At 70.9% G+C, this 25,758-nt stretch carries 26 protein-coding genes; 13 read left to right on the top strand and 13 right to left on the bottom strand.

All coding sequences use genetic code 11. The annotated features are described in order from the left end of the window. Window positions 1-23: 23 nt before the first annotated feature. Window positions 24-278 carry a WhiB family transcriptional regulator gene (locus NUV38_RS04170; protein WP_055970219.1) on the bottom strand — a complete coding sequence of 85 codons (255 nt, stop codon included), beginning with the start codon at window positions 276-278 and terminating at the stop codon, window positions 24-26. Window positions 279-427: 149 nt separating this feature from the next. On the opposite strand from NUV38_RS04170, the gene NUV38_RS04165 reads away from it, so the two are divergent. From NUV38_RS04165 to NUV38_RS04155, 3 genes are all read left to right on the top strand, one after another. After that, window positions 428-1,099 carry a TIGR03089 family protein gene (locus NUV38_RS04165; protein WP_257727902.1) on the top strand — a complete coding sequence of 224 codons (672 nt, stop codon included), beginning with the start codon at window positions 428-430 and terminating at the stop codon, window positions 1,097-1,099. 76 nt (window positions 1,100-1,175) lie between these two features. Next, on the top strand, window positions 1,176-2,048 hold the full coding sequence (locus NUV38_RS04160) for an ABC transporter permease (protein ID WP_257727901.1): 873 nt from the start codon (window positions 1,176-1,178) through the stop codon (window positions 2,046-2,048). Beyond that, a complete protein-coding gene (locus tag NUV38_RS04155) occupies window positions 2,032-2,829 on the top strand; it encodes an ABC transporter ATP-binding protein (protein WP_257727900.1) in 798 nt (265 codons plus the stop codon). The genes NUV38_RS04160 and NUV38_RS04155 overlap by 17 nt, the downstream gene beginning before the upstream one ends. Window positions 2,830-2,836: 7 nt before the next feature. On the opposite strand, the gene NUV38_RS04150 is transcribed toward NUV38_RS04155, so the two are convergent. The 3 genes from NUV38_RS04150 to NUV38_RS04140 all read right to left on the bottom strand — a co-directional run bounded on the left by NUV38_RS04150 (window position 2,837) and on the right by NUV38_RS04140 (window position 7,485). Continuing rightward, entirely contained in the window at window positions 2,837-4,471 is a 1,635-nt protein-coding gene (locus tag NUV38_RS04150; protein WP_257727899.1) for a CDP-glycerol glycerophosphotransferase family protein, read from the bottom strand. Next, complete coding sequence (locus tag NUV38_RS04145) at window positions 4,465-5,940, bottom strand: LCP family protein (protein WP_257727898.1); 1,476 nt, start codon at window positions 5,938-5,940, stop codon at window positions 4,465-4,467. The genes NUV38_RS04150 and NUV38_RS04145 overlap by 7 nt, the downstream gene beginning before the upstream one ends. A gap of 87 nt (window positions 5,941-6,027) precedes the next feature. Continuing rightward, a complete protein-coding gene (locus NUV38_RS04140; RefSeq protein ID WP_257727897.1) occupies window positions 6,028-7,485 on the bottom strand; it encodes an LCP family protein in 1,458 nt (485 codons plus the stop codon). 168 nt (window positions 7,486-7,653) lie between these two features. Here NUV38_RS04140 and NUV38_RS04135 point away from each other — a divergent pair, with 168 nt between their 5' ends. Then, window positions 7,654-8,796 carry an LCP family protein gene (locus NUV38_RS04135; RefSeq protein WP_257727896.1) on the top strand — a complete coding sequence of 381 codons (1,143 nt, stop codon included), beginning with the start codon at window positions 7,654-7,656 and terminating at the stop codon, window positions 8,794-8,796. A 37-nt stretch (window positions 8,797-8,833) separates the two neighbouring features. Here NUV38_RS04135 and NUV38_RS04130 read toward each other — a convergent pair whose 3' ends face one another. From NUV38_RS04130 to NUV38_RS04120, 3 genes are all read right to left on the bottom strand, one after another. Then, on the bottom strand, window positions 8,834-9,127 hold the full coding sequence (locus NUV38_RS04130) for a GNAT family N-acetyltransferase (RefSeq protein WP_257727895.1): 294 nt from the start codon (window positions 9,125-9,127) through the stop codon (window positions 8,834-8,836). Between the two features lie 685 nt (window positions 9,128-9,812). Beyond that, window positions 9,813-10,355 (bottom strand): flavin reductase family protein, encoded by a 543-nt coding sequence (locus NUV38_RS04125; protein WP_257727894.1) that lies wholly within the window; start codon window positions 10,353-10,355, stop codon window positions 9,813-9,815. Between the two features lie 65 nt (window positions 10,356-10,420). Continuing rightward, window positions 10,421-11,572, bottom strand: coding sequence for an acyl-CoA dehydrogenase family protein (locus NUV38_RS04120; RefSeq protein WP_257727893.1), 1,152 nt, complete (start codon window positions 11,570-11,572; stop codon window positions 10,421-10,423). 123 nt (window positions 11,573-11,695) lie between these two features. On the opposite strand from NUV38_RS04120, the gene NUV38_RS04115 reads away from it, so the two are divergent. From NUV38_RS04115 to mqo, 3 genes are all read left to right on the top strand, one after another. Further along, window positions 11,696-12,283, top strand: coding sequence for a hypothetical protein (locus tag NUV38_RS04115; protein WP_257727892.1), 588 nt, complete (start codon window positions 11,696-11,698; stop codon window positions 12,281-12,283). An 83-nt stretch (window positions 12,284-12,366) separates the two neighbouring features. After that, complete coding sequence (locus tag NUV38_RS04110; protein ID WP_257727891.1) at window positions 12,367-12,993, top strand: MSMEG_1061 family FMN-dependent PPOX-type flavoprotein; 627 nt, start codon at window positions 12,367-12,369, stop codon at window positions 12,991-12,993. Window positions 12,994-13,156: 163 nt separating this feature from the next. After that, entirely contained in the window at window positions 13,157-14,680 is a 1,524-nt protein-coding gene (gene mqo / locus NUV38_RS04105; protein ID WP_257727890.1) for a malate dehydrogenase (quinone), read from the top strand. 55 nt (window positions 14,681-14,735) lie between these two features. Here mqo and purE read toward each other — a convergent pair whose 3' ends face one another. The 5 genes from purE to NUV38_RS04080 form a co-directional block, all read right to left on the bottom strand. Next, on the bottom strand, window positions 14,736-15,230 hold the full coding sequence (purE, locus tag NUV38_RS04100; protein ID WP_257727889.1) for a 5-(carboxyamino)imidazole ribonucleotide mutase: 495 nt from the start codon (window positions 15,228-15,230) through the stop codon (window positions 14,736-14,738). Between the two features lie 59 nt (window positions 15,231-15,289). Continuing rightward, window positions 15,290-16,429, bottom strand: coding sequence for a 5-(carboxyamino)imidazole ribonucleotide synthase (locus NUV38_RS04095; RefSeq protein WP_257727888.1), 1,140 nt, complete (start codon window positions 16,427-16,429; stop codon window positions 15,290-15,292). Between the two features lie 44 nt (window positions 16,430-16,473). Continuing rightward, window positions 16,474-17,481, bottom strand: coding sequence for an adenylate/guanylate cyclase domain-containing protein (locus NUV38_RS04090; protein WP_257727887.1), 1,008 nt, complete (start codon window positions 17,479-17,481; stop codon window positions 16,474-16,476). Then, window positions 17,468-17,974 carry a PH domain-containing protein gene (locus NUV38_RS04085; RefSeq protein WP_055968933.1) on the bottom strand — a complete coding sequence of 169 codons (507 nt, stop codon included), beginning with the start codon at window positions 17,972-17,974 and terminating at the stop codon, window positions 17,468-17,470. The genes NUV38_RS04090 and NUV38_RS04085 overlap by 14 nt, the downstream gene beginning before the upstream one ends. Window positions 17,975-18,095: 121 nt before the next feature. After that, the gene (locus NUV38_RS04080; protein ID WP_257727886.1) at window positions 18,096-18,920 is read right to left on the bottom strand and encodes a biotin--[acetyl-CoA-carboxylase] ligase; all 825 of its coding nucleotides are present in this window, start codon (window positions 18,918-18,920) and stop codon (window positions 18,096-18,098) included. 51 nt (window positions 18,921-18,971) lie between these two features. On the opposite strand from NUV38_RS04080, the gene NUV38_RS04075 reads away from it, so the two are divergent. The 5 genes from NUV38_RS04075 to NUV38_RS04055 all read left to right on the top strand — a co-directional run bounded on the left by NUV38_RS04075 (window position 18,972) and on the right by NUV38_RS04055 (window position 22,544). After that, window positions 18,972-20,570: an acyl-CoA carboxylase subunit beta gene (locus NUV38_RS04075; RefSeq protein ID WP_257727885.1), complete on the top strand. Its 1,599-nt coding sequence runs from the start codon at window positions 18,972-18,974 to the stop codon at window positions 20,568-20,570. Beyond that, on the top strand, window positions 20,570-20,839 hold the full coding sequence (locus tag NUV38_RS04070) for an acyl-CoA carboxylase subunit epsilon (RefSeq protein WP_257727884.1): 270 nt from the start codon (window positions 20,570-20,572) through the stop codon (window positions 20,837-20,839). Before NUV38_RS04075 ends, NUV38_RS04070 begins: the two co-directional genes overlap by 1 nt. Window positions 20,840-20,846: 7 nt before the next feature. Continuing rightward, a complete protein-coding gene (locus tag NUV38_RS04065) occupies window positions 20,847-21,512 on the top strand; it encodes a hypothetical protein (protein ID WP_257727883.1) in 666 nt (221 codons plus the stop codon). Between the two features lie 146 nt (window positions 21,513-21,658). Further along, window positions 21,659-22,261: a nucleoside triphosphate pyrophosphatase gene (locus tag NUV38_RS04060; protein ID WP_257727882.1), complete on the top strand. Its 603-nt coding sequence runs from the start codon at window positions 21,659-21,661 to the stop codon at window positions 22,259-22,261. 70 nt (window positions 22,262-22,331) lie between these two features. Further along, entirely contained in the window at window positions 22,332-22,544 is a 213-nt protein-coding gene (locus NUV38_RS04055) for a hypothetical protein (RefSeq protein ID WP_257727881.1), read from the top strand. 110 nt (window positions 22,545-22,654) lie between these two features. Here NUV38_RS04055 and NUV38_RS04050 read toward each other — a convergent pair whose 3' ends face one another. After that, the gene (locus tag NUV38_RS04050; protein ID WP_257727880.1) at window positions 22,655-23,836 is read right to left on the bottom strand and encodes an acyl-CoA dehydrogenase family protein; all 1,182 of its coding nucleotides are present in this window, start codon (window positions 23,834-23,836) and stop codon (window positions 22,655-22,657) included. Between the two features lie 140 nt (window positions 23,837-23,976). Here NUV38_RS04050 and NUV38_RS04045 point away from each other — a divergent pair, with 140 nt between their 5' ends. Next, a complete protein-coding gene (locus tag NUV38_RS04045; protein ID WP_257727879.1) occupies window positions 23,977-25,755 on the top strand; it encodes a biotin carboxylase N-terminal domain-containing protein in 1,779 nt (592 codons plus the stop codon). Window positions 25,756-25,758 lie beyond the last annotated feature (3 nt).

Raw genomic sequence — 25,758 nt, 5'->3', positions numbered from 1 at the left:
GCCGGGTGCGCCCGGACGCCGCCTCAGGCGCGCTTCTTGAGCTTGCGCCGCTCCCGCTCGGAGAGCCCGCCCCAGATGCCGAACCGCTCGTCGTGGGCCAGGGCGTACTCGAGGCACTCGCCCCGGACGTCGCAGGTCAGGCAGACCCGCTTGGCCTCACGGGTCGAGCCACCCTTCTCGGGGAAGAACGCCTCCGGGTCCGTCTGGGCACAGAGCGCACGCTCCTGCCACATGAGCTCCTCTTCGGGCGACAGTGGCAACCCCAGATCGAATGACATGTCCGTAATTACACGCCCGGCGCTGCCATACGTCAAGCGGAATTGCACGATCCGCGGAACCTCCGGCGTGTCGCGCCGCCTTCCAGGGGCGACGCCGTGCTCGTCGGCCCCGCTCGACCCCGCTCTCGCCTCGGCGGGAGGATGGTCCCATGCCGACCCTCGCCGACCTCCTCCCCGCCGTCCGCGACCCCGGTCGACCGCTGCTCACCTGGGACGACCGCACGACCGGCGAGCGCGTGGAGCTGAGTGCCACGACCACCGCCAACTGGGTCGCGAAGACGTCGTCCCTCCTGGTGGACGAGCTCGACGCCGAGATCGGCACCCGGGTCCGGATCGGCCTGCCGAGCCACTGGCTGCGCTTCGTGTGGCTGCTCTCCTCCTGGACCGTGGGGGCGGTCGTCGTCGACCGCGACGCCGACATCGGGGTCAGCGGCCCCGAGCTCGTCGGCGAGGAGCCGGTGCGCCTGGCCGCGTCGCTGCGTCCGCTCGGTGGTCCCTTCGTCGGCGAGCCGGAGGGCTTCGTCGACCTCGCCACCGTCGTCCCGGGGCAGCCGGACGCGTTCACGCCCCTCGACGTCCCGGACGCCGGGTCGGCCGCCCTCGACCTCGCCGGCACGGACCCGCTCGACCACGCCGGGCTCATCGAGCTCTGCGCTCCCGATCCGCGGCGGGTGCTCGTGGAGCCCGGCGACCTCCGCCGTGACGCGCTGCTCCTGGTGAGCGCCCTGCGTGGCGGCGGATCGCTCGTGGTCCTGGCGGGTGCCGACGCCGACCAGCTGACGCGAGTCGCGGAGCAGGAACGGGCAGACGTCGTCCGGTGAGCCATCCTCTACACTTTCGACGGCTGCCACCCCGGACCCGCACGCCGCCACGACGACAGAAAGGCCCTCGGACCCCATGAGTCGTCAGAGCGCGAACGTCGTGCAGACCGGGGGTCGTCACGGCCTCAGCAAGGTCGGAGGCCGCCCACCTCTTCCCCGGTACCTGGCCGACGTCTTCCGCCGACGCGAGTTCATCTACTCGCTGGCCCGCTACCGCCTCGAGGCCGAGAACGGCCGCAACCGCCTCGGCATGGGATGGGTGGTCCTCAAGCCTCTCCTGAACGCCGCCGTGTACGGCCTGGTGTTCGGCTTCCTTCTGCAGACCAGCCGGGGTGTCGAGGACTTCGTCGCCTTCCTGGTCATCGGAGTCCTCATGTTCGAGTACTTCTCGACCTGCTTCACCACGGGCGCGAAGTCGATCACCTCCAACGCAGCGCTCGTGCAGAGCCTGAGCTTCCCTCGGATGTCGTTGCCCCTGGCACTGGTGGTGCAGCGCTTCATGCAGTACGTCCCCATGGTCGTGATCATGGCCATCGTCGCCGTGGTGTTCGGGAACGCCCCCGACGCGCAGTGGCTGCTCCTCGTTCCGCTCGTGCTGCTCTTCACGGTGTTCAACACGGGCCTCACGCTCATCACGGCACGCCTCACGGTCCACTTCCGTGACCTGACGCAGCTGCTGCCGTTCGTCGCCCGGTTCTTCTTCTACACCTCGGGCATCTTCTACAGCATCGACCAGCGCTTCGACGAGGGCTCGATCTTCCGCGCCGTCGCCGACGCCCAGCCGATCCACGAGTTCCTCTCGCTCGGCCGGGCGGTGCTGCTGGACGGACCCGAGTACGCCATGCCCTGGCACTTCTGGGGCTACGCATCCGCCTGGTCGGTCGCCGTGCTGGTGTTCGGCACGGTCTTCTTCTGGGCAGCCGAGGAGCGCTATGGCCGAACGGACTGACGGCAGCGTGCCCGCCGCGAACGTGGGCCGGCCGACCGACTACCCAGCTCGACGCCCCGTCGTCGAGGTGGTCGACGTGCACGTGGAGTACAAGGTGCTGGCCACCGGCAAGCGCGCCACGGCCGCCGACTCCGGGCGCAAGCTGATGCAGCGCTCGCGCGGCACCCGCACCGTGCACGCCCTCAAGGGAGTCTCGTTCACGGCCTACGAGAACGACAGCATCGGCGTCATCGGGTCCAACGGCTCGGGCAAGTCGACGCTCATGCGCGCGATCGTCGGCCTGACTCCGACGTCCAAGGGCGCCATCTACGCGTCGTCACGGCCCAGCATGCTCGGCGTCGGCGCCGCACTCATCAAGGACCTCTCGGGCGAGCGCAACGTGATCCTCGGCGGACTGGCCCTGGGCCTCTCCCGCGACGAGATCGAGGCCAAGTACGACGAGATCGTCGAGTTCTCCGGCATCCGCGACTTCATCGACCTGCCGATGCGCACCTACTCCTCCGGCATGACCGCACGCCTGAAGTTCGCGATCGCCACGGCGCGCGACCACGAGATCCTCATCGTCGACGAGGCGCTCGCGGTCGGCGACAAGGGCTTCCGTGACCGCAGCGAGGCCCGGATCCGCGAGATCCGCGACAACGCCGGAACGGTGTTCCTGGTCAGCCACTCGATGCGCTCGATCCGCGACACCTGCAACCGGGTGATCTGGATCAACAAGGGCGTCCTCATGATGGACGGCACGCCCGACGAGGTCATCCCGGCCTACGAGCAGTCCAAGTAGGCGGCGCTCAGGGCATCGCCTCGATGGCGGCGACCGCCCGCGCCGCACTGCCCTGGTCGCCGGCGTGGGCGAAGAAGCGGTCCACCGCGGCGTCGACGGCGGTGTCGCGACGATCGGCCTCCAGCAGCTCCACCACCGCTGCGACGGCGGCGTCGACGTCGCGCACGACGACGGCGATGCCGATCTCGTCGACCTCGAACGCGTGCGGGCGACCGGACTGCTCGAAGTCGGGGTCGACGTGGGCCGCCACCACCGGCAGCCCGAGCAGGGCGGCGTCGAACAACGTCGAGGAGTAGTCGGTGAGGAGGACCGAGGCGCGTCGCAGCACCGCGCCGAACTCCTCGCGATCCTGGTCGACCAGGTGCACGTCCGCCCGGTCGTCCACCAGGTCGGCGAGCAGCCCCCGCGCCTCGTAGTGCGGCAGCACCTCCAGCACGGCGCCGTGGCGCGCGAGCGCAGCGGCCAGCGCGGGATGCTCGACGACTCCGCGGACGAGCCGGGCGTACCCGGACTCCTCGACGCCCTCGACGGGGCCACCGCCGCCCTCCCGGTAGGAGGGCACGACCAGGTCGGCCCGCCACGTCGGCGCGAAGAGGACCCGAGGGCCCCCGGCAGCAGGCTCGCGGACGAGCAGGTCGTGGCGAGGCAGTCCGGTGAGCACCGCACGGTCGCCGTACCCGAGTCGTCCGGCGATCCAGTCACGCTCGGCCGCCGCGGACGTGAGCACGAGGTCGTACCCGGCGACCAGCCGCCCGATGACCGGTGCCAGGTCGCGATAGACGACGCCGTGCTGGAGGAACACCCGGCGGGTGCCGACCCGGGGCCGGACGTGGCGCACGTAGTCGTCACGACCCCAGGTCTCCGGGATGCCGTAGACGTCGGGGTCGAAGGCGTTGACGAGGTGGCTCGCGTGCCACAGCAGCAACCGGTGCCGCCACGACCCGTGGGCCACCACGCGACCGAGCGGACGCATCCGGTCCCAGGCCGGGGTGCCCCGCTCGACCACGTAGTACGCCCGCAGGTCACGCCGGTGCCTGCGCAGGTAGGTGAAGAGCGCCGCGCCGTTGTCCTGCGCGGTGTCACGTCGCTCTCCCACCAGCCAGAGCGGGCGGCGGTGCATCCACCCGGTCAGGGCACGGACGACCCGCCAGCCCCAGAGCGGCTCGCGCCGGCGCACCGCACGCAGGTCGGAACGGCGCCTCAACCGCATCGCCGCCCGCTCGCCGCCGTCGACCAGCTCGACCACGACCGCGTCGCCGTCGGCGCGCACGTCGAGGGCGACGTCGCCGTGCGCCCCGGGCGTGGCGTTCCGGAACAGTGCCCGCGTCGGACGGAGCCGCAGCACCCGGCCCTCGACGGCCAGCTCGGGGCGGACGACCCCCCGCGGCCACGCAGCGAGGGGCACCTCGGCGACCAGGGCTGACCAGGGGCCGTACCGGACGCGGCGGTCCGGTCGTTCCACCCACCGCGCCGCGACCCGGACGTCGCCGAGCCGCAGCTCTGCCTCCAGGCCGGGCCGCTCGTCGACGCGCGTGTCCGGGACCCGCAGGTGGGCGTGCAGCGTGACCGTTCCTGAGTCGGCGTCCACGTCGATCGCGTCGACGAAGCCCTTCGCGCGCTCCAGGTCGGCGGCACTCAGCACGCGGCGTCCAGGTCCTCGACGTTGTTCGCCGCGGCCTGGCTCGAGTCCTCCGAGGGATCGGTGGAGGGGGTCTGCGTCGGGTCGCTCGCGTCCGGCGTCGCCGACGACTCGGGCTCGGCCGACGTCTCGCCCTTGTTGGCGTCGCCACCGTGCGTCTCGATGATGGCCTGCTTGATCATGTCCTGGATGAGCGGGTAGTCCGGGGTCACCGTGGAGACGACCGGCGGGACGAGCGAGACCGTGCGGATCTTCGTGCTGCGGGCCTTCAGGGCCATGTCGGCGAACTCGCCGAGCGCCTCGGAGGGCATGTTCGTCGACAGGAGCTCCGCCCCCGACTTGGCGATGTCGGTGGCGTTGAGCAGCACCTTCTGCGGACTCATCTGGTCGAGCATCGCGACCATGAGGCACTTCTGGCGTCCCATGCGCGTGTAGTCGTCGGACTGGATCCGGCTGCGGGCGTACCAGAGCGCCTGGTTGCCGTCGAGGTTCTGGCGACCGGGCTCGATGTACGTCTGCTTGTAGGCGTCCTCCTTGCCGAACATCGCGAGCCGCGTCTTGACGTCCATCTCGACCCCGCCGACCGCGTCGACCAGGGAGCGGAAGCCCTTGAGGTTGATCATCACGTAGTAGTTGATGGTGAGGTCGGTGACGCCCTCGACGGCGTCGATGGTCGCCTCGAGCCCGGGGTCGGCGGCGCCGGGATAGAGGTCGCTGCGGTTCTCGGCCGCCGTGTGCACGGCGTTGAGCAGGCACTCGGATCCGCAGTTGTAGCCGTACGGGTAGAGCTGGTGCATCGGCGACGACTCGCGGAACGGGACGTTCTGCAGGTTGCGCGGCAGCGAGACCAGGACCGTCCTGCCGCTCGAGGCGTCGATGCTGGCCACCGTCATGGAGTCGGGACGGATGCCGGTGCGGTCCTTGCCGGAGTCCGAGCCGATGAGCAGGATGTTGTACCGACCGGCCAGCGGCGGACTCGTCGTCTCGGCCGAGAACACCTCCTGCACCGCGTCGCGGCTCGCCGTGCTCACGCGCGAGGCGTAGACCGCCGAGCCGAGCACGCCGACGACCAGGGCGGTGTTGAGCACCAGGACGATGCCCGCCCGCGCGGGTGTCAGGCGCAGAGGGCGAGCAAGACGCCAGGCATCGATGAAGAGGGCAGCCCAGGCCACCGCGAGCACCCCGACCCCGATGCGGAAGACCTGGAGCACGTCGGGATCGGTGACGAGCCCGATGATGCCGGCGCGATCACCTCGGTAGGTCCACACGAGGTAGCCCAGGCCGACGAGCAGCAGCACGTACACGGTGAGAGCGATGCGACCGACCCACCGGTTGCCGACGGCCAGCTGCGCCGACCCTGGTGCGACGGCCGACATGAGGCACAGGCGGAGGGCACGACGGAACCGCAACCGGGGTGTCAGCTCGTCGACGTCGGGTCCACGGCTGAGCACCTTCGCGCGACGACGTGTCATGGTTCCTCGGTCTCGAAGTGCTGGCGACGCACCATTATCGCCCACCGCGCCAAGCCCCGTGGTCCGCGACCCGTGAGCACGGCGCGATCAGCAGGACGAGTCGAGGTCGTCGCTCTGGTTCGCCTTGGTGGGATCCTTCGCGTCGCCCGCGGACGAGGGCACCGACAGCGACGCGGCGAGGATGCCGTCCTTCGCCTGCTTCTTGCCCTCGGCCTTGTCGATCGCCTTCGTGATGAGCGAGCGGACCTTGTCGTAGTCGGGGTTGCCGGTGAAGATCACCGGCGGCACGAGCGACACCGACGAGATGGGCTGCGCCTTGGCCTTCAGCGCGAGGTCCATGAACACGTTGAGGTCACGGGCCGGGATGTCGGTGTCGAGCAGCGTCTTGCTCGAGTCGGCGATCTTCTCCACGTTCAGGAGGACCTTCTTGGGGCTGAGCTCACGCAGCATGGCCGTCATGACGCACTTCTGGCGTCCCATGCGGGAGAAGTCGTTGTTGAGCACGCGGCTGCGGGAGTACCAGAGCGCCTGGTCGCCCGTGAGCTTCTGGCGCCCGGGCTCGATGTACCCCCGGATCGGCGAGCCGATGCCGCCGATCGCCGTCCGCTCCTGGACGTCGACGCTGACACCGCCCACGGCGTCGATCAGGTCCGAGAAGCCCGCCATGTTCACGAGGGCGTAGTAGTTGAGGTCGAGGCCGGTGATGGCCTCGACGGCGTCGATCGTCGCCTGGATGCCGGGAGTTCGGTGCCCGACCTTCTTGACGCCCATCTGGGCCGCGTTGTCGTTGGCCCACGTGTTGACCGCGTTGAGGTAGCACCCGTCGCAGTCGAAGGTGGACGGGAACTCCTTCTTCATGAACGAGTCGGAGGGGAACGGCACGTCCTCGAGGTTGCGCGGCAGGCCGACGATCACGGTGCGCCCCGTCTCGGCGTCGATGCTGGCGACGTTGATCGAGTCCGGTCGCATGCCCGAGCGGTCCTTGCCGGAGTCGGTGCCCATGAGCAGGACGTTGTAGCGACCGTCGACCGGCTTCGACGTCGTGGAGGCCGCGAACACGGTGTCGAGCACGCCGGTCTGGACGTCGACCAGGTGCGCCGCGAAGAACATGGCGCCGGCGGTGACGAAGCACAGCGCTCCGTTCAGGCCGGCGACCCAGAACCGGTGCCGACGGGCGAGCCGCAGCGGCTGGCCGAGGCGCCAGGCGTCGACGATGAGCACCATCCAGAACACGGCGCCGCCGATGAGGGCGTACCGCACGGGGGTGAGGATCCGGCCGTCGGTGAAGAGCATGAACAGGCCGGACCGTGAGGTCAGGGCGAGCACGAGCATGAGGGCGCCGACCGCGAGGCAGCCGAGCCAGATGCGCAGGGCGATGCGACCGATGCGCTTGTTGCCGGTGACGATCTGGGCCGAGCCGGGCATGACCAGCGTCATGAGGGTCAGCGTGAGCGCACGGCGCAGCTGGATGCGCTCGGAGGCGGCGTGCGCCGCCGACGGGCCCGTCGAGGGCGGGTGGGGCGAGGTACGGGTGTTCTCGTGCATGTCGTCCTCAGAGGTCGCTGCCGGGGGAAGAGCAGGGCGAGCAGGTCGCGTCGATCGTCACACAAACTCTCTACCCGAGGTCGAGGGCGCGCCGAGACGAACAGGTTTCTGCGGGCGCCACCGCGCAGAAGCACCGACGACGGGTAGCGCTCGGATAGGTTCGGTCCCATGCCAGAGCAACGCCCCGAGGACAGCTACGGATGGTTGTACGGCTCGGGCGACGACCGCGACGCCGATCGCGACCGGACCCGGCAGCAGCCGCAGCAGACCGTGCGCCGAGACGAGCTGCCGCCTCCGAACCTGCCCCCGCCCGGGTCGAGCCGCCGACCCGCGGCGGAGCCGCCGCGCAGGAAGCGCGGCCGACGTGGGCCCGGACGCGTCGTGGCGCTCCTGCTGCTGGCCTGGCTCGCCTTCCTGGTCGGCACCCCCCTGTACGCCTACTCGACCGCCTCGAAGATCCCCTTCCAGCCCGAGGCCGAGGGGCCGGGCGACCAGCCCGGGACCACCTTCCTCATCGTCGGCTCGGACAGTCGGGCCGGGCTCAGCAAGGAGGAGCAGTCCGAGCTGAGCACGGGCGGAGACGGCGGAGGCCGAGGACGCACCGACACGATCATGCTGCTGCACACCGGCGCCGGTCCGTCGATGCTCATGTCGATCCCGCGTGACTCGATCGTCGACGTCCCCGGCTACGGCTCGACCAAGATCAACGCGGCCTACGCCTACGGGGGCGCGCAGCTGCTGACCCAGACCGTCGAGCAGAACACCGGCATCACGGTCGACGACTACGTGGAGATCGGCTTCGGTGGTCTCGTGAAGGTGGTCGACGCCCTGGGAGGCATCGAGATCTGCCCGAAGGAGGACATCAAGGACAAGGACTCCGGGCTCGACGTGAAGGCCGGGTGCCAGGAGGCCGACGGTGCGACGGCGCTGGCCTACTCGCGCAACCGCCACAGCTACGCCACGCAGGACATCCAGCGCGTGCAGAGCCAGCGCGAGGTGATCAGCGGCATCGCGAAGAAGGCGGCGTCGCCGTGGACGATCGTGAACCCCCTCCGCTACTGGGGCGTCAACACCGGCGCGGCCAGCGCGGTGCAGATCGGCGAGGGCACCAACCCCTACGACCTGGTCAAGTTCGCCCTCGGTCTGCGCTCGGCCATGGGGTCGGACGGTCTGAGCTGCACCGTCCCCCTGGCCGACTTCTCGGTCCGCTGGGACGCCGAGCGCAGTCAGCAGATGTTCGACCTGATCAAGGCCGACCGCACCGGGAGCATCGGCGACCTCTGCACGGCCGACGGCCTGCCAAAGGACTGAGCGGGGCTCCGCGCGCGGGCGGGTCAGCGCAGGCGGGTCAGCGCGGGGCGTTGAACTGCAGGTCCTGGTAGTCCGGGTGGCGCCCGATCCAGGCGAGCACGAAGGGGCACGTGACGAGCGCCTTCGCCCCGCGGGCCCTGGTGTCGTCGAGGATGCCGCGTGCCAGGAGGGAGCCGATGCCCCGCCCCTCGTTCTCGCGCGGCACCTCGGTGTGGGTGATGACGACCAGCTCGTCGGTGCGCTGGTACTCCACGAAGCCGAGGAGCTCGTCGCCGAGGCGGGCCTCGAACCGGTTCCTGCCGGGCTGGTCCTCGACGGTCAGCTCTGCCATGGGACATCCTCTCGGTCGTGCGCCGCACCTGTGCCGCACGACAGGATCCTGTCACGTCACGGAAGGACCGCGGCCGGTCCGGGTGGTGTGAGTTGGTCTGCGGGGCGAGGCTCGGTTCGCGCTCGCTGCTGCGCCGCTCGGCTGGGCTCTCCCGTGCTGCTGCGTCGCTGTGGCTGCGCGTGGGCGTGGTCTCCGAAAAGGGCCTCGACCGGAGCAGGAGGTCTGGGCTCGGGTGGGTCTGCGGGGCGCGGCCACGATGCTCCCTCTGCGCGTGATCCACGCACGATTCTTCCTTCTGGTGGACCATGCCTCAGGAACGAAGCATCGTGGCGACGACGAGGCGCCCTGGAGGGGCAGGGATTCTCCATCGTCGTGAAACGGTCCGCGAGAAGGGAGAATCCCTGACCCACCGCCACACGAGACGCCCCCGCGGACGCAGGATTCTGCCTTCGCGCGTAGGAACCGCAACGATGCTGCGTTCACGACCGGATCCGAACACGAACGCAGCATCCTTCACCCCGCTTACGCACGAACGCAGAACCTTGCGTCACCCCGAGCCACGCTCCGAGAGCCCACCCGAGCCCGGACCCATCCGCCGGTCGAGGCCCTTTCGGAGCGCAGGTCGACTCGCAGCCACAGCGACGCAGCCGCAGGTCGAGCCCCACCCGAGCGACGCAGCCGCTCGTCAGCGCTCGCGGATCGCGCCCACCGTCCGGTACGTCCGGTCGTGGTAGACCAAGGGCTCACCCACAGGACCCAGCTGCACGTCGCGGACCTCGGCGACCACGACGACGGACTCCCCCACCGGAACCCGCGCGAGCGGGGTGCAGCGGAGCGACGCGACGGCGTCGGGAAGCGTGGTGCCGGCGTCGTCGGACGCCCAGCCCTGCTCCGGGACGAAGCGCGCGCCAGCCGACCGGCCGTAGGCGTCGGCCAGGGCGGCGAGCCCTGTGGGGAGCAGGTGGACGTCGAGCTCCGCCGCCTCGGCGATCGCACGGCCGGACGCGCTGGACGTCAGGACCGAGAACGAGAGCGCCGGTGGGTGGGTGGACACCGAGGCCACGCTGGAGGCGGTCAGCCCGACCGGACCGTCCGGGCCCACCGCCGTGATGATCGCGACCCCGCTGGCATGACGTCGGAACGCCGCCTTCAGGAGCTCGGCGACACCCGCGGAGCCGTGCGTCGAGATCGCGTCGGCTCCGGTCCCGACGTCCGTGCGCGTGCTCATCCCGTCTCCCTTCGTCGTCCCCACGAGCCTAGAACCTCAAGTCAACTTGAGGTCAAGCGCGCTGGTCAGAGGTCCGACTGGATCCCGGAGAGCAGCTGTCGGGCCATGACGATCCGCTGGACCTGGTTCGTGCCCTCGTAGATCTGGGTGATCTTGGCGTCGCGCATCATCCGCTCCACCGGGTAGTCGCGGGTGTACCCGTACCCGCCGAGCAGCTGCACCGCATCGAGGGTGACCTGCATGGCGGTGTCGGAGGCGAAGGCCTTCGCTGCGGCGCCGAAGAACGTGAGGTCCTTGTCGCCCCGCTCGGACCGACCCGCTGCGGCATAGGTGAGCTGGCGCGCGGCCTCGATCTTCATGCCCATGTCGGCGATCATGAACTGCAGTCCCTGGAAGTCACTGATCGGCTTGCCGAACTGCTGGCGCTCCTGGACGTAGCCCAGGGCGTAGTCGAGGGCGCCCTGCGCGACGCCGACCGCCTGCGCGGCGATCGTCACACGGGTGTGGTCGAGCGTCTGCATGGCGAGGGCGAAGCCCTGGCCGACGTCGCCGATCACCCGGTCCTCGGGGATGCGGACGTCGTCGAGGTAGACCTCGCGCGTGGGCGAGCCCTTGATGCCCAGCTTCTTCTCGGGGGCTCCGAACGAGACACCCTCGTCGGACTTCTCCACCACGAAGGCCGTGATGCCCTTGCTGCGCTTCTCGGGATCGACCTGCGCGAGGACGGTGTAGAACTCTGACTCCCCCGCGTTGCTGATCCACCGCTTGGTGCCGTTGAGCACCCAGTGGTCACCGTCGCGCACCGCACGGGTCTTCTGGTTCGCGGCGTCGGAGCCGGCGTCGGGCTCGGAGAGGCAGTAGCTGAAGCCCTCACCGGCCGCCAGGCGCGAGAGGTAGTCCTTCTTGATCCGCTCGTCGCCACCGAGGATCACCGGGAGCGACCCGAGCTTGTTCACGGCCGGGATGAGCGACGCCGAGACGTCGACGCGGGCGATCTCCTCGATGACCAGCACCGTGGCCAGCGCGTCGGCACCGGCTCCGCCGTACTCCTCCGGCACGTGGGGGGCGTGGAAGTCGGCCGCCACGAGCGCCTCGTGGGCCTCGCGGGGATAGCGAGCCTCCTCGTCGACCTCGGCGGCGAAAGGCGCGACCTTGGCCTCGGCCACGGCCCGGACCGCCTCGCGGATGGCCTGGTGCTCCTCGGACAACACGAACATGTCGGACACGGTGCGGCTCCAGATGCTTGACGAGATCGAATTACTAGGACGACCTAGCAATAGTACGTCGCCCGCTCGCCACTCACACGGCCGGGACGCGTGGGATCGCCCACACTGGACGACGTGATCCAACGATTCGACGGCCACATCGTCGGCCTCGGCACCGCCAGCGGCACCCGGGTGGTCGTGGGCCTGTGGGACCGCAGCCCGTACGGTCGCTTCGCCGACGCGATGGTCGAGCGCCCCGACGGACACCGGGTGCTGCTCGCCCCCGACGAGCGCGTCGCCGACCTGGTCTCCACCACCTACACCTTCGACGACGTGCAGATCGTCGCCGTGTCGCTCGTCGGGTGGGGCATCGACGCCGGACCACTGAGCGCCCGCTGGACTCCCGGGACGCGCGCGCCGATCGGCTGGCTGCTGCAGGCCGTCCCGACTCCCCTCGCCCACCGCGAGGCCTGGGCGCGCTTCTGCGACCCGATCGCGCGCCGCGTCATGCCGGGCGTGCGCACCCACGGCAGCGCCGGCCGGGGACGCACGGAGTGGTACGCCGCCTCCGACGCGTGGAGCGTGGAGTCCGCGACCGTCGCCTGGGACGGCGAGGACCTCGGCCCTCTGGCGCCGGTGGACCCTCCCGTCCGGTTCGGCTTCGGCTCCGCGCCTCGGACCCCGACCCTCACGCGCGTGACGTCGTTCATCCGCGACCACTGACCCGAGCCACGACCGTCGACCTTCCGCGGAGCGTCTCGGCTGGGCACCTCGGCTGGGCACCGGTCGGGGGCTAGCGTGTCGCCATGGCCGAGATCCACGACGTCGACGAGCTCCGCGAGGTGCTCGGCACCCCCTTGCCCCGCACCGTCGCCAAGGACCGGGACCACCTGCACCCGCTGCACGTCGCGTGGCTCGACGCCTCCCCGCTCTGCCTGCTGTCGACGTCGGCAGCCGACGGCTCGTGCGACGTGTCACCCAAGGGCGACCCGGCCGGATCGCTCGTGCACGTGGTCGACGAGCACACCATCGCCCTGGCCGAGCGGCCGGGGAACCGGCGCGCCGACGGCTACCTCAACGTGCTCACCAACCCGCACGTCGGCCTGCTGTTCCTCGTGCCCGGACGCGGCGACACGCTGCGCGTCAACGGACGGGCCCGGCTCCTGCGCACCGACGACTCGCCACCGCCCTACCTCGAGCACCTCGAGGTCAAGGGACACCGACCCGTGCTGGTCTGCGAGGTCGAGGTCGAGCAGGTCTTCTTCCACTGCGCCAAGGCATTCCTGAGGTCCGAGCTGTGGGAGCCGAGCACGTGGCGGCCCGATGCCGTGCCGTCACGGCCCGAGATCGCCCACGCCCTCGAGCGGTCCGACCAGACGCTCGAGGAGATCGCCGCCTACTACGGCGACGCGTACCGCAGCCAGCTGTACTGACGCGTCCTTCGCGTCGCGCGAGGCGGACGCGAGGAACATCACACGCCCCCTGGGCAAGATCACATCGTTTCGGGTCGCGCTCACCGCCCTCCACGAGGGAGATTTGACGGTGCTGCAGACGTCGACCACGTCGTTGCCCCGGTGAGATCCAGGAGAGTCCGCGTTGAACACGCCCGCATCCCCCGCACGTCAGTCCGCCACCCCCACGCGCATCACGACCGACGTGCTGCTCGTCGGCGCCGGCGTCATGAGCGCCACGCTCGGCTCGCTGCTGAAGACCCTGCAGCCCGACTGGTCGGTCACGGTGCTGGAGCGCCTCGACGCGCCCGCGCAGGAGAGCAGCGACCCCTGGAACAACGCCGGCACCGGCCACTCCGCGCTCTGCGAGCTCAACTACACGCCGCAGCGACCCGACGGCAGCGTCGACGTGTCCAAGGCGATCACCGTCAACGAGCAGTTCCAGCTGTCGCGCCAGTTCTGGGCACACGGTGTGGACAACGGCCTGCTCAAGGACCCGTCGTCGTTCATCAACGCCGTGCCGCACGTGAGCTTCGTGCGCGGTGCGGAGAACGTGGAGTACCTGCGCAAGCGCCACGAGGCCCTCGCCGGCCACCCGCTCTTCGCCGGGCTCGACTTCATCCACGACCGTGACGAGTTCGCCCGGCGCCTTCCCCTCATGGCTGAGGGGCGCGACGAGCGCGAGGACGTGGCCATCAGCTGGACCGACCACGGCACCGACGTGGACTTCGGCTCCCTGACCGCCCAGATGCTCGGCAACCTCACGGCCCAGGGCGCCGACGTGCGCTACGGCCACGAGGTCAAGAACCTCGGCCGCGACACCGACGGCACCTGGCGCGTCAAGGTCAAGGACCGGACCGAGGACCGCACCGTCACCATCTCCGCCAAGTTCGTGTTCGTGGGCGCCGGCGGCGGCGCGATCCAGCTGCTCCAGAAGTCCGGCATCGAGGAGATCAAGGGCTTCGCCGGGTTCCCCGTGAGCGGGCAGTTCATCCGCTGCCTCGACGACACGGTGACCGAGAAGCACGAGGCGAAGGTCTACGGCATGGCCGCCGTCGGCGCCCCGCCGATGTCCGTGCCGCACCTCGACACCCGCGTGATCGGGGGCAAGCGGTCGCTGCTGTTCGGCCCCTACGCCGGCTGGACGCCCAAGTTCCTCAAGGAGGGCTCGTTCACCGACCTGCCCCTCTCGATCCGCCCGCACAACCTCATGCCCATGGCCGCCGTCGGCGTCACCTCGTGGGGTCTCATCAAGTACCTGGTCCTGGAGCTCGCCAAGACCCGTGGTCGCAAGGTCGAGGACCTGCGCGCCTTCGCCCCGCTCGCGGAGGAGGAGGACTGGGAGATCATCACGGCCGGTCAGCGCGTGCAGGTCGTGCGCAAGAAGGGCCGCTTCGGCGGGTCCCTCGAGTTCGGCACCACCGTCGTGAACGCCGCCGACGGGTCCATCGCCGGTCTGCTGGGCGCCTCGCCGGGCGCCTCCACCGCGGTCTCCGCGATGCTCGACGTGCTGGAGCGCTGCTTCCCCGGTCAGATCGAGGGGTGGCGGCCCCAGCTCAAGGAGATCGTGCCGTCGTACGGCCTGTCGCTCGGCGAGAACCCGTCGCTGTACTCCGACCTCAAGGACTGGACGGACCGCACGCTCGGCCTGGCCGGCTCGACGGTCTGACCCACCACTTCCCGCGTCTGGCCCCGACCTCTCCCCGAGCCCGTCGAGGGGCAGGTCAGCGGTCGCGGATCGCCTCGCCCTTCGCGCGCGCGGCGTCGGCCAGCTCCGCCTGGAAGTCCAGCATGCGCTGGGTGAGCTCCGGGTCGCCGACCGCGAGGATGCGCACCGCGAGGAGCCCGGCGTTGCGGGCGTTGCCGATCGAGACCGTGGCCACCGGAACGCCCGCGGGCATCTGCACGATCGAGAGCAGCGAGTCCATGCCGTCGAGGTACTTCAGCGGCACCGGCACCCCGATGACGGGCAGGGGTGTGACCGCGGCGAGCATCCCGGGCAGGTGCGCCGCGCCGCCGGCTCCGGCGATGATCACCTCGATACCGCGCGTGTGCGCGTCACGCCCGTAGGCGAGCATCTCGTCGGGCATCCGGTGGGCCGAGACGACGTCGGCCTCGTAGCCCACGCCCAGCTCGGCACACGCCTGCGCGGCTGCCTCCATGACCGGCCAGTCCGAGTCCGACCCCATGACGATGCCCACGCGGGGCGTTGCGCTCATGGCCGCGATCCTAGCGAGGTCCGGCGCCGCCCCGCCCCCGAGCGGTGTGGACGACGTCGTCAGCCGTCCTGGAGGAGGGCGGCCGCGCGGCGGGCGTCGGCCAGGACCGCGTCGAGGTCGTGGCCGACGACGGTGACGTGGCCGACCTTGCGGCCGGGCTTCACGGCCTTGCCGTACAGGTGCACCTTGGCGTGCGGGACGGCGGCCAGCACGACGGCCTCCTGTGCCTCGAGGTCCTGCACCGCGCCACCGAGCACGTTGACCATGACCGACCAGGGGGCGTGCGGCGTCGACGGGCCGAGGGGCAGGTCGAGGACGGCGCGCAGGTGGTTCTCGAACTGGCTCGTGGCGGCGCCGTCGATGCTCCAGTGACCGGTGTTGTGGGGGCGCATCGCCAGCTCGTTGACGAGCACACGTCCGTCGCTGGTCTCGAACAGCTCCACGGCGAGCATGCCGGTGACCCCCAGCGCCGTGGCCACGCGCACCGCGACGTCGGTGGCCTGCTGCGCGAGGGCCGGGTCGAGGTCGGGGGCCGGCGCCACGACCTCCTTGCAGATGCCGTCGACCTGCGTCGACTGCACCACCGGGTAGGCGACGACCTCGCCGGAGGGGTTGCGGGCCACCTGGGCACTGAGCTCGCGACGGAAGTCCACCAGCTCCTCCGCGACGAGCTCCTGGCCGTCGGCGGCGGCGAGCACCTCGGCCGCCTCGTCCTCGGACCGGACCACCCAGACACCCTTGCCGTCATAGCCGCCACGGGTCGTCTTGAGCACGGCGGGGTAGCCGAAGTCCTCGAGCTCGGCGAGTGCCTCCTCCGCCTCGCTCGGCAGCAGCAGGAAGAGCGGGCACGGCAGGCCGAGCACGCTGAGGCGTACCCGCATCTCGCCCTTGTCCTGCGCGTACAGCAGGGCGTCGGGCCCGGGCCGAGGCACGTGTCCCTCCGCCTCGAGCGTGCGCAGGTGGGTCGGCGGCACGTGCTCGTGGTCGAACGTCACCACGGGCACGCCGTCGCACACGGCACGCAGGTCGGTGAGGTCGGTGTGGTCACCCACGAGCTGGTCGGGCACCACCTGCGCGGCCGAGACGTCGGGGCCCTCGGCCAGCAGACGGATGCGGAGCCCGAGGGCCACGGCGGGGACCTGCATCATGCGGGCGAGCTGGCCGCCACCGACGACGGCCAGGTGCGGGGTCAGCGGCATGGCAGGAGCCTACTGACCCGTCGGCCGCTCTCCGACGTGCCCCGCTACCAGCGCCGGACCGTGCGCGGACGGAACGCCCGCCGACGGCTGATGGTGATGGGTGAGACGTTGCCGAAGCCGCGCAGCGGGCGCGGGGGCAGCGCGCGCATCTCGAACTCGTCGTCGGCGAGGTGTCCGGCCGTCTCGTCGTCGACGAGCACCCGGTTGCTGCGGGCCACGTGGGAGAGGCGCGCGGCCAGGTTCACGGGCGGGCCGAAGACGTCGCCCAGCCTGCTGATGACCGAGCCGGTGGCCAGGCCGACCCGCACGTCGGGCAGGTCGTCGCGCGAGCCGATGTTGGCCACGAGCTCGAGCGCGGTGAGCGTGGCCTCGCGCGGGTCGGGGTTCACGAACAGCACGGCGTCGCCGAGGGCCTTGATGACCCGCCCGTCGCGCGACGTGACGACGTCGGTGCACCGGGTCTCGAAGTTCTCCACGAGCTCGCCGAGGCGGGCGTCGTCGAGCGTGTTGGTCATGGCGGTGAACCGCGACAGGTCGGCGAAGCCGATGCTCATGGTGGTCGACAACAGCTCGGCGTCGACGGCACCGAGCGCTTCCAGGCGGCCGGCTGCAGCGGCCAGGTGACGCCTCCAGGCGTACAGCAGGAGACGTTCGAAGCCCGGGCCCACGTGCTCGGCGATCGCGACCGCGCTCTCGAGACGGCTGGCGGCCCGGCCCGACTCGACGTCGGACTCCACCTGGTCGACGATCGTCTGGACCTCCCAGTCGGCCAGCCGCGCCAACGTCTGGCCGAGCGCGCGGGTCATCCGGAAGATGGTGCGTTCCTCGAGGACGCCCTCCTCGAGCGCCAGCGCAGCGAGTCGCGCGGCCGCCACGTCGTGCTCGCCGTAGGCCGGATCGTCACCGCTGTCGGCGAAGCCCAGCGAGCGCCAGAGCCGCTCGGCGCGGTCGAGGTCGAGCCCGGCCTTCTCGGCGACCTGCTCGCCCGTGAGCTCCATGCCCTCCTGCAGGATCAGGCGGGCGAGCTCGTCGCGCAGCTCAGACCGATTCATCGCTCTGGCGGTGCGAGTCGAACACGAGGTTGCTGACGGTGCGGTGGAAGCCCTCGATGCGCGGGATGTCGCGCAGCTCCAGACCGGCCTCGTCGCTCGCGTTGTGGATGATGAGGGTGCCGCAGCCGAGGATGCGGTCGTTGAGGTTCTTCTCGAACGAGACGTCGTTGATGCGGCTGAGCGGGATGACCCGCCCCTCGCGCGTCAGGATGCCCTTCTGCTCGACGATGCGCTTGTTGGTGAGCGTGTAGGTCCAGAGGAACCAGCGCACGAACGGCAGCACGCTGCCCCACAGGACGAGCACGACGGCGATGCCGATGATCACCCAGCGCACGTACCCGTCGCCGCTGTTGCCGACCTGGGCGGCGAGGAAGCCTCCGGCGAAGGCGACGGCCAACAGGATGACCAGCGGCACGAACAGCACCTTGACGTGCGTCCGGGTCGTCGCGACGGTCTGTTCACCGTCCATCATCAGCTTGCGTGAGAGGGCCATGGGCTGATCCTCCCACGTGGCGCACGGGCCGCGGGAGACGTCGGCGCAAAGGCCTCCGTCGTCGAGGCTGCGGACGACCTGGGCGACCTGGTACCCGGCGGTCGACCGGGCGGCAGCAGGCTCAGCCGACGGCACGGACGTGGGTCACGTCGCCCGCGCTGATCGCCCGCCCGTCCACGACGAGCCGGCCGAGCGGGTCGATGTCGTCGGCGACGCCGGTCAGCGTGGACCCGTCGGGCAGCTCGACCCGAACGCGCGACCCGAGGGTCACGCTCTGCTCGAGGTAGTCACGCCGCAGGAGCGCCGGGTCACCGGCGCTCGCCACCCACGGCCGGTAGAGCCGCTCGAGGTGGCCCAGCAGCAGCTGCAGCACGACGCCCCGGTCGACCGTGGTGGCTCCCTCGATCGCGAGGGAGGTCGCCGTGGGGACCGGCAGCTCCGCCGGCGTCGACGACACGTTGAGGCCGATCCCCACCACGGCGGCAGGACCGGCGGGTCCGTCAGCGCGTTCGAGCAGGATGCCGCTGATCTTGCGGCCCTCGACGAGCACGTCGTTGGGCCACTTCAGCCCGGACGTCACACCGCAGTCCCGCGCCGTCAGGTCGACCGCGAGGCCCGTCAGCAGCGGCAGCCAGGTCCACTGCGGGAGGGCGACACCGTCGGGACGCAGGAGCACCGAGACCATGAGCCCCGCCCCCGGCGGCGTCTCCCACCGTCGGTCGAGCCGCCCCCGGCCGGCGGTCTGGTGCTCGGTCGCGACCACGAGGCCCTCGGGAGCACCGGCACCCACCGCGGCGACGACGTCGGCATTGGTGCTCGTGGTGGACGCGGAGACCTCGAGGTCCGTCCACACGCTTCCCTCGACCAGCAGCACGCGGCGCAGCTCGTCGACGTCGAGGGGATCGCGCCCCTCGGGCTTCGGCGTGTCGCGACGGTCGCTGCTCATGCGTCAAGCCTCACACACCATGGCGCGCCCAGGATCGTTACTCTGACCCACGTGAGCGAAGCAGAGGCAGAGATCGAAGAGCGTCCGGAGCTGCACACGACCGCCGGGAAGCTGGACGACTTCCGGCGCCGGCACCACGAGGCGACCGTCGAGGTCGCCGAGCGTGCGGCCGAGAAGCAGCACGCCAAGGGCCGCCAGAGCGCGCGCGAGCGCATCGACCAGCTGTTCGACGAGGGCTCCTTCGTCGAGCTCGACGCACTGGCCCGGCACCGCTCCACCAAGTTCGGGCTCGAGAAGAACCGGCCCCTCGGCGACGGCGTCATCACCGGCTACGGCACCATCGACGGCCGCCAGGTGTGCGTCTTCAGCCAGGACTTCAGCGTCTTCGGCGGCAGCCTCGGCGAGGTCTACGGCGAGAAGATCACCAAGGTCATGGACCTCGCCATCAAGTCGGGCTGCCCCATCATCGGCATCAACGAGGGTGCCGGCGCCCGCATCCAGGAGGGTGTGGTCTCGCTCGGCCTGTACGGCGAGATCTTCCGCCGCAACGTGCACGCGTCGGGCGTCATCCCCCAGATCTCGCTCATCATGGGCTCGTGCGCCGGTGGCCACGTGTACTCCCCCGCGGTCACCGACTTCACGGTCATGGTCGACGAGAAGTCGAACATGTTCATCACCGGGCCCGACATCATCAAGACGGTCACCGGCGAGGACGTGACCATGGAGGAGCTGGGCGGTGCCCGCACGCACAACACGCGCAGCGGCAACGCCCACTACCTGGCCTCCGACGAGGAGGACGCCCTCGAGTACGTGAAGGCGCTCATCTCCTTCCTGCCGCAGAACAACATGGAGGAGGCGCCGGTCTACGACGAGGGCGTCGACCTGGAGCGCAACGAGACCGACCTGGCGCTCGACACGCTGATCCCGGACTCGGCCAACCAGCCCTACGACATCCGCACCGTGATGGAGTCCGTGCTCGACGACGGCGACTTCCTCGAGGTCCAGCCGCTGTTCGCACCGAACCTGGTGATCGGCTTCGGCCGGGTCGAGGGTCGCAGCGTCGGCGTGGTGGGCAACCAGCCCATGCAGCTGGCCGGCTGCCTCGACATCGACGCCTCCGAGAAGGCCGCACGCTTCGTGCGGACCTGCGACGCCTTCAACATCCCGGTGCTCACGTTCGTCGACGTGCCGGGCTTCCTGCCGGGCACCGAGCAGGAGTGGAACGGCATCATCCGCCGCGGCGCCAAGCTCATCTACGCCTACGCCGAGGCCACGGTCCCGCTCGTCACGATCATCACCCGCAAGGCCTACGGCGGCGCCTACGACGTCATGGGCTCCAAGCACCTCGGCGCCGACGTGAACCTGTCGTGGCCCACCGGCCAGATCGCCGTCGTCGGCGCGTCCGGTGCCGTCAACATCCTGTACCGCCGCGAGGTGGCTGCGGCCGACGATCCCGAGGCCAAGCGCGCCGAGCTGATGACCGAGTACGAGGACACGCTCTGCAACCCGTACGTGGCGGCCGAGCGCGGTTACATCGACGGCGTGATCGAGCCGTCGCAGACCCGCGCCGAGGTCACCAAGGCGCTGCGCCTGCTGCGTACGAAGCGCGAGACGCTCCCGCCCAAGAAGCACGGGAACATCCCGCTCTGATGGGCGACGACACGACGCCTGCGGCCGACGCCGCCGAGCAGACGCCCGCAGCACCGGTCACGCCGGTGCTGCGGGTGGTCCGCGGCGACCTGACGCCCGAGGAGCTGGCGGCGCTCGTGGCCGTGGTGGCCGCACGCAACGCAGCAGCCGCCCACGCCGCAGCGGGCGCGAAGCCGAAGCCGCGCAGCGAGTGGGGTCACCCGGTGCGCGCGCACCGCACGCCGCACCGTGTGGGCCCCGACGCCTGGCGTCGCTCCGCCTGGGCCTGAGTCCTGCATGACCCTGCGCCACGAGTCCGACGTGTCGGTGGCGGACTGGATCGTGCGCGACGGCGTCACCGACGACGAGGCGGGGTGGTCCCGCGTGGTCCAGGGCCCCCCGGGTCTCGAGGCCTACGCGACCGTCTGGTTCGACGGCGAGGAGGCCAGCCCCTACCGCCCTGATCCCGAGCTCGTCGCCCTCGTGACACGCCTGGCCGGCAACCACACCACGACTCCGGACCGATGCTGGTTCGCGCTCTGGGAGGGCTGGGGCGAGCTCGAGGGCGGTGGGCGCGTCTACGCGCAGATGGATCCTCACCGACTCTTCGGACGGATGTTCCGAGCACCTCGACCGGTCGAGGTGGCGCCCGCGTTCCCCCGCCACGTGCTCGAGGCGTCTCGGGCGGAGCTGCGCGGGTGGCGCTCGTACCTGCTGTTCACGGGGCCCGCCGCCGATGCGGGCGACTGGGGAGCCCGCCCGCCGCGGCCCGGGTGGCCGGCCGACCTTCCCCAGGCGTCTCACACCTGGCCGCAGGACCACGCCTGGTGCATCACGTCCGACGTGGATCCGGACTGGTTCACCGTCGGCGGCCCGCAGGCGCTGGTCGACGCCGTCCTGGTCCACCCCGACCTCCGAGCCGAGCGCGCGACGTACGGGTCCCCACCTCCCCTGCCCGACTGACACCGCGCCGTCCTCGTCATCGGTGGATCCTCAACCGCAGCCGGCGCGCAGATGTTGACGATCCACCGATGACTGGCCCCCTGGATGCCTGATGTTGAGGATCCACCGATGGGGGAGGTGGCGGGCGGTCCTGCCACGATGGGGGCATGGTGCGCATGGTCCTGGCCTCACAGTCCCCCGCCCGGCTCGCGACGCTGCGAGCGGCCGGCATCGAGCCGGAGGTCGTCGTCTCCGGGGTCGACGAGTCGCAGGTGCAGTCACGTGACGCGGCGAACCTGGCCGCGGCACTGGCCCAGCTGAAGTGCCGCGCGGTGGCGTCGACGGTCGAGGACCCCGACGTGGTCGTCGTCGGCTGCGACTCGGTGCTCGCGTTCGAGGGCGAGATCCTGGGCAAGCCGGGCGACGCCGCGACCGCACGCGCCCGGTGGCGTCGGATGCGTGGCCGCTCCGGCGTGCTGCACACGGGGCACTGCGTCCGCCGCGCCGGCCGCGAGGTCGTGGACAGCGCCTCCACCGTGGTGCACTTCGCCGACGTGAGCGATGCGGAGATCGACGCCTACGTGGCCACCGGCGAGCCGCTGCACGTGGCCGGCGCCTTCACGATCGACGGTCTGGGCGGTGCGTTCGTCCGCGGGATCGAGGGCGATCCGCACACCGTCGTCGGGATCAGCCTGCCACTGCTGCGCGATCTCGTGGCCGATCTGGACGTCGTCTGGACCGACCTCTGGAACCGGCCCGGGGCGGTCTGATCCTGGTCCGCGGGCGGACTGTGACGCGAACTCGGTACCGGATCTCCTCGGAAGATGAGAGAATGGCCGAATGGCTCCTCGTCGCAAGTTCCACGCGTCCAGCCCCTTCCAGCCCCAGGCGGTGGAGCCGGACGCGGTCTACGAGGTAGCCGCACGCGTCAGCCACGACACCTACGGCCTCGGCCGGATCGTCAGCCTGCAGGGCACCCGCTCGGCCCAGGTCGACTTCGGCGACCAGGTGCGCCACGTGCCGCTTCCCTGCCGCGCGCTCGTCAGCCTCTGACGGAGCCTGGGCCTGCTCGTCGCAAGAGGAACGGCCCGCAGCGGCGTGCCCGGGCGACGGTCACGTGCGGGAACGCGACCGACGAGCACCGGTCCTGACCGGAACGTGCGTCACTCGACGGGCAGACCGAGACCGCGGGCGATCAGCATGCGCTGCACCTCGCTGGTCCCCTCGCCGATCTCCAGGATCTTGGCGTCGCGGTAGAACCGGGCCACGGGGTACTCCTCCATGAAGCCGTACCCACCGAAGACCTGCGTCGCGATGCGGGTGCCGGTCACGGCCGACTCCGTCGCGTGCAGCTTGGCCACCGACGCGGCCTGCTTGACCACGGCGTAGGGCGCTCCAGCGTCCTTCAGGGCCGCGGCCCGGTAGGTCAGGGCACGTGCGCCCTCCAGCAGCACGGCGAGGTCGGCGATCTGGAAGGCGACACCCTGCTTCGCACCGATCGGCACCCCGAACGTCTGGCGCTCCCCCGCGTACTGCACGCACAGGTCGAGGCAGGCCTGCAGACAGCCGACCGAGAGCGCCGAGATCGCGATGCGTCCGTCGTCGAGCGTGGCGAGGAACTGGGCGTAGCCACGGCCCCGTTCACCGAGCAGGTGGTCGGCGGGGACGCGCGCCCCGGTGAAGGCCAGCGGGTGGGTGTCGGAGATGTGCCACCCGAGCTTGTCGTAGGCGGGCTCGGCCACGAACCCGGGCGTTCCCGCGGGGACCATGATCGCCGAGATCTCGGGACGCCCGTCCGCGCGCTCCCCGGTACGCGCGGTGACGGTGACGACCGACGTCAGCTCGGTGCCGGAGTTCGTGATGAACTGCTTGGCCCCGTCGACGACCCACGTGTCCCCGTCGAGCACGGCGCGGGTGCGGGTGGCGCCCGCGTCGGAGCCGGCTCCGGGCTCGGTGAGTCCGAAGCCCGCCAGCGCGCGACCGGCGACCAGGTCGGGCAGCCAGCGCTCCTTCTGCTCCGCGGTGCCGAAGGCGACGATCGGGTTGATCCCGAGACCGACCCCGGCCTGGAGGGTGATGCCCATGGACTGGTCGACGCGCCCGAGCTCCTCGATCGCGACGCACAGGCTGGTGAAGTCCGCGCCCGCGCCGCCGTACTCCTCCGGCGCCGTGAGGCCGAACAGTCCGAGGTCACCCATCTCGCGCACGACGTCGACCGGGAAGTGGTGCTCGCGGTCCCACTGCGCGACGTGAGGCGCGATCCTCGACTCGGCGAACTCCCGCACCGTGCGGCGGAAGTCCTCGTGCTCGCGGGAGAGACCGGACAGCTGTGCGACGTCGACCATGCCCTCAGGTTAACACTCGTTAACCCGACGGTCGGACGTCCGCGTGACGTACCTCATCCACCCTCGGGCCGTCCCGCCCCCTACACTCGGCAGGCAGTGCCCGCCCCCGCCCAGCCTGTCCATCCCGAGGAGAGCCGTCCGTGAGCAAGCCCCTGCAGAAGGTCCTGATCGCCAACCGTGGAGAGATCGCGGTCCGCGTGGTCCGCGCCTGCAAGGACGCCGGCATCGGCAGCGTCGCCGTCTACGCCGAGCCCGACCGTGACGCCGTGTTCGTCCGGCTCGCCGACGAGGCCTACTCCCTGGAGGGCTCGACCCCGGGCGACTCCTACCTCTCGATCGAGAAGATCGTGGCCGTCGCCCAGCGCTCGGGAGCCGACAGCGTGCACCCGGGCTACGGCTTCCTCGCCGAGAACGCCGAGTTCGCCCAGGCCGTCATCGACGCCGGACTCGTCTGGATCGGCCCCCCGCCCGCGGCCATCGAGGCCCTGGGCGACAAGGCCAAGGCCAAGCAGATCGCGCAGACGGCGAACGCCCCGCTCGCCCCCGGCACCAAGGACCCCGTTAAGGACGCCGACGAGGTCGTGGCCTTCGCCCAGGAGAACGGCCTGCCGGTCGCCATCAAGGCCGTCTTCGGTGGTGGCGGTCGTGGCCTCAAGGTCGCCAAGACCCTCGAGGAGATCCCCGACGCCTACGAGTCCGCCGTCCGCGAGGCCGTCAGCGCCTTCGGTCGCGGCGAGTGCCTCGTGGAGAAGTTCCTCGACAAGCCCCGCCACGTCGAGACGCAGTGCCTGGCCGACAGCCACGGCAACGTCGTCGTGGTCTCCACGCGCGACTGCTCGCTGCAGCGCCGCCACCAGAAGCTGGTGGAGGAGGCGCCCGCGCCGTTCCTGTCCGACGACCAGATGGCGCGCCTCTACGAGTCGTCGAAGGCCATCCTCAAGGAGGCCGGCTACGTCGGCGCCGGCACGTGCGAGTTCCTCGTCGCGGCCGACGGCACCATCAGCTTCCTCGAGGTCAACACGCGCCTGCAGGTCGAGCACTGCGTCTCCGAGGAGGTCACGGGCATCGACCTCGTGCGCGAGATGTTCCGCATCGCCGCCGGCGAGGAGCTCGGCTACGGCGACCCGGAGATCATCGGCCACTCGATCGAGTTCCGCATCAACGCCGAGGACGGTGGCCGCGGCTTCCTGCCGGCTCCGGGCACGCTCACCAAGTGGGCACCCCCGAGCGGCCCGGGCGTGCGCCTCGACGGCGGCTACGAGGAGGGCGAGACCGTGCCGGGCGCGTTCGACTCGCTCATCGCGAAGCTCATCGTCACCGGGCGCACCCGCGAGCAGGCCATCGAGCGCTCCCGCCGCGCCCTCGACGAGTTCGTCGTCGACGGCATGCCGACGGTCATCCCCTTCCACCGCGACGTGCTGGACGACCCGGCCTACAACGCGTCCAACGGATCGTTCGACGTCTACACGACGTGGATCGAGACCGACTACGACAACCAGCTCGAGCCGTACGCGGGCGCCTCCGAGACCGACGAGCCCGCCGAGCGCGAGCGGGTCGTCGTCGAGGTGGCCGGCAAGCGCGTGGAGGTCGTCCTCCCCGGCGGTCTCGGCGCGGTCGCCTCGTCCTCGGGCGGTGGCGCCAAGAAGCAGAAGCGCAAGGGCGGCAAGGCCGCCGGCGCCGCGGCGTCGGGCGACTCGCTCACCTCGCCGATGCAGGGCACCGTCGTCAAGGTCTCCGTCGAGGAGGGCCAGGAGGTCGCCGCCGGCGACACCGTGCTCGTCATCGAGGCCATGAAGATGGAGCAGCCCATCACCGCGCACAAGGCGGGGACCGTCACCGGGCTCTCGGCCGAGATCGGCGCCACGATCGGCGCCGGCGAGGTCGTCGCGACGATCGCCGACGCTCCCGCCGCGGAGTAGCCC

Source organism: Aeromicrobium sp. 50.2.37, from assembly GCF_024655735.1.
GTDB lineage: Bacteria > Actinomycetota > Actinomycetes > Propionibacteriales > Nocardioidaceae > Aeromicrobium.
Note: the sequence above shows the minus strand (reverse complement) of the source record. Positions and strands in the feature narration are given on the sequence as shown.

What these genes read in the sequence shown, in the direction of transcription:
- NUV38_RS04155 (WP_257727900.1), top strand. Translation starts at nt 2,032, where the DNA reads ATGGCCGAACGGACTGACGGCAGCGTGCCCGCCGCGAACGTGGGCCGG.
- NUV38_RS04090 (WP_257727887.1), bottom strand. Translation starts at nt 17,481, where the DNA reads ATGAATCGGTCTGAGCTGCGCGACGAGCTCGCCCGCCTGATCCTGCAG.
- NUV38_RS04080 (WP_257727886.1), bottom strand. Translation starts at nt 18,920, where the DNA reads ATGAGCAGCGACCGTCGCGACACGCCGAAGCCCGAGGGGCGCGATCCC.
- NUV38_RS04050 (WP_257727880.1), bottom strand. Translation starts at nt 23,836, where the DNA reads ATGGTCGACGTCGCACAGCTGTCCGGTCTCTCCCGCGAGCACGAGGAC.
- NUV38_RS04145 (WP_257727898.1), bottom strand. Translation starts at nt 5,940, where the DNA reads ATGACACGTCGTCGCGCGAAGGTGCTCAGCCGTGGACCCGACGTCGAC.
- NUV38_RS04070 (WP_257727884.1), top strand. Translation starts at nt 20,570, where the DNA reads ATGGGCGACGACACGACGCCTGCGGCCGACGCCGCCGAGCAGACGCCC.
- NUV38_RS04055 (WP_257727881.1), top strand. Translation starts at nt 22,332, where the DNA reads ATGGCTCCTCGTCGCAAGTTCCACGCGTCCAGCCCCTTCCAGCCCCAG.
- NUV38_RS04065 (WP_257727883.1), top strand. Translation starts at nt 20,847, where the DNA reads ATGACCCTGCGCCACGAGTCCGACGTGTCGGTGGCGGACTGGATCGTG.
- NUV38_RS04140 (WP_257727897.1), bottom strand. Translation starts at nt 7,485, where the DNA reads ATGCACGAGAACACCCGTACCTCGCCCCACCCGCCCTCGACGGGCCCG.
- NUV38_RS04120 (WP_257727893.1), bottom strand. Translation starts at nt 11,572, where the DNA reads ATGTTCGTGTTGTCCGAGGAGCACCAGGCCATCCGCGAGGCGGTCCGG.
- NUV38_RS04125 (WP_257727894.1), bottom strand. Translation starts at nt 10,355, where the DNA reads ATGAGCACGCGCACGGACGTCGGGACCGGAGCCGACGCGATCTCGACG.
- NUV38_RS04170 (WP_055970219.1), bottom strand. Translation starts at nt 278, where the DNA reads ATGTCATTCGATCTGGGGTTGCCACTGTCGCCCGAAGAGGAGCTCATG.
- NUV38_RS04165 (WP_257727902.1), top strand. Translation starts at nt 428, where the DNA reads ATGCCGACCCTCGCCGACCTCCTCCCCGCCGTCCGCGACCCCGGTCGA.
- NUV38_RS04130 (WP_257727895.1), bottom strand. Translation starts at nt 9,127, where the DNA reads ATGGCAGAGCTGACCGTCGAGGACCAGCCCGGCAGGAACCGGTTCGAG.
- NUV38_RS04160 (WP_257727901.1), top strand. Translation starts at nt 1,176, where the DNA reads ATGAGTCGTCAGAGCGCGAACGTCGTGCAGACCGGGGGTCGTCACGGC.
- NUV38_RS04135 (WP_257727896.1), top strand. Translation starts at nt 7,654, where the DNA reads ATGCCAGAGCAACGCCCCGAGGACAGCTACGGATGGTTGTACGGCTCG.
- NUV38_RS04060 (WP_257727882.1), top strand. Translation starts at nt 21,659, where the DNA reads ATGGTGCGCATGGTCCTGGCCTCACAGTCCCCCGCCCGGCTCGCGACG.
- purE (WP_257727889.1), bottom strand. Translation starts at nt 15,230, where the DNA reads ATGAGCGCAACGCCCCGCGTGGGCATCGTCATGGGGTCGGACTCGGAC.
- NUV38_RS04110 (WP_257727891.1), top strand. Translation starts at nt 12,367, where the DNA reads ATGGCCGAGATCCACGACGTCGACGAGCTCCGCGAGGTGCTCGGCACC.
- NUV38_RS04085 (WP_055968933.1), bottom strand. Translation starts at nt 17,974, where the DNA reads ATGGCCCTCTCACGCAAGCTGATGATGGACGGTGAACAGACCGTCGCG.
- NUV38_RS04095 (WP_257727888.1), bottom strand. Translation starts at nt 16,429, where the DNA reads ATGCCGCTGACCCCGCACCTGGCCGTCGTCGGTGGCGGCCAGCTCGCC.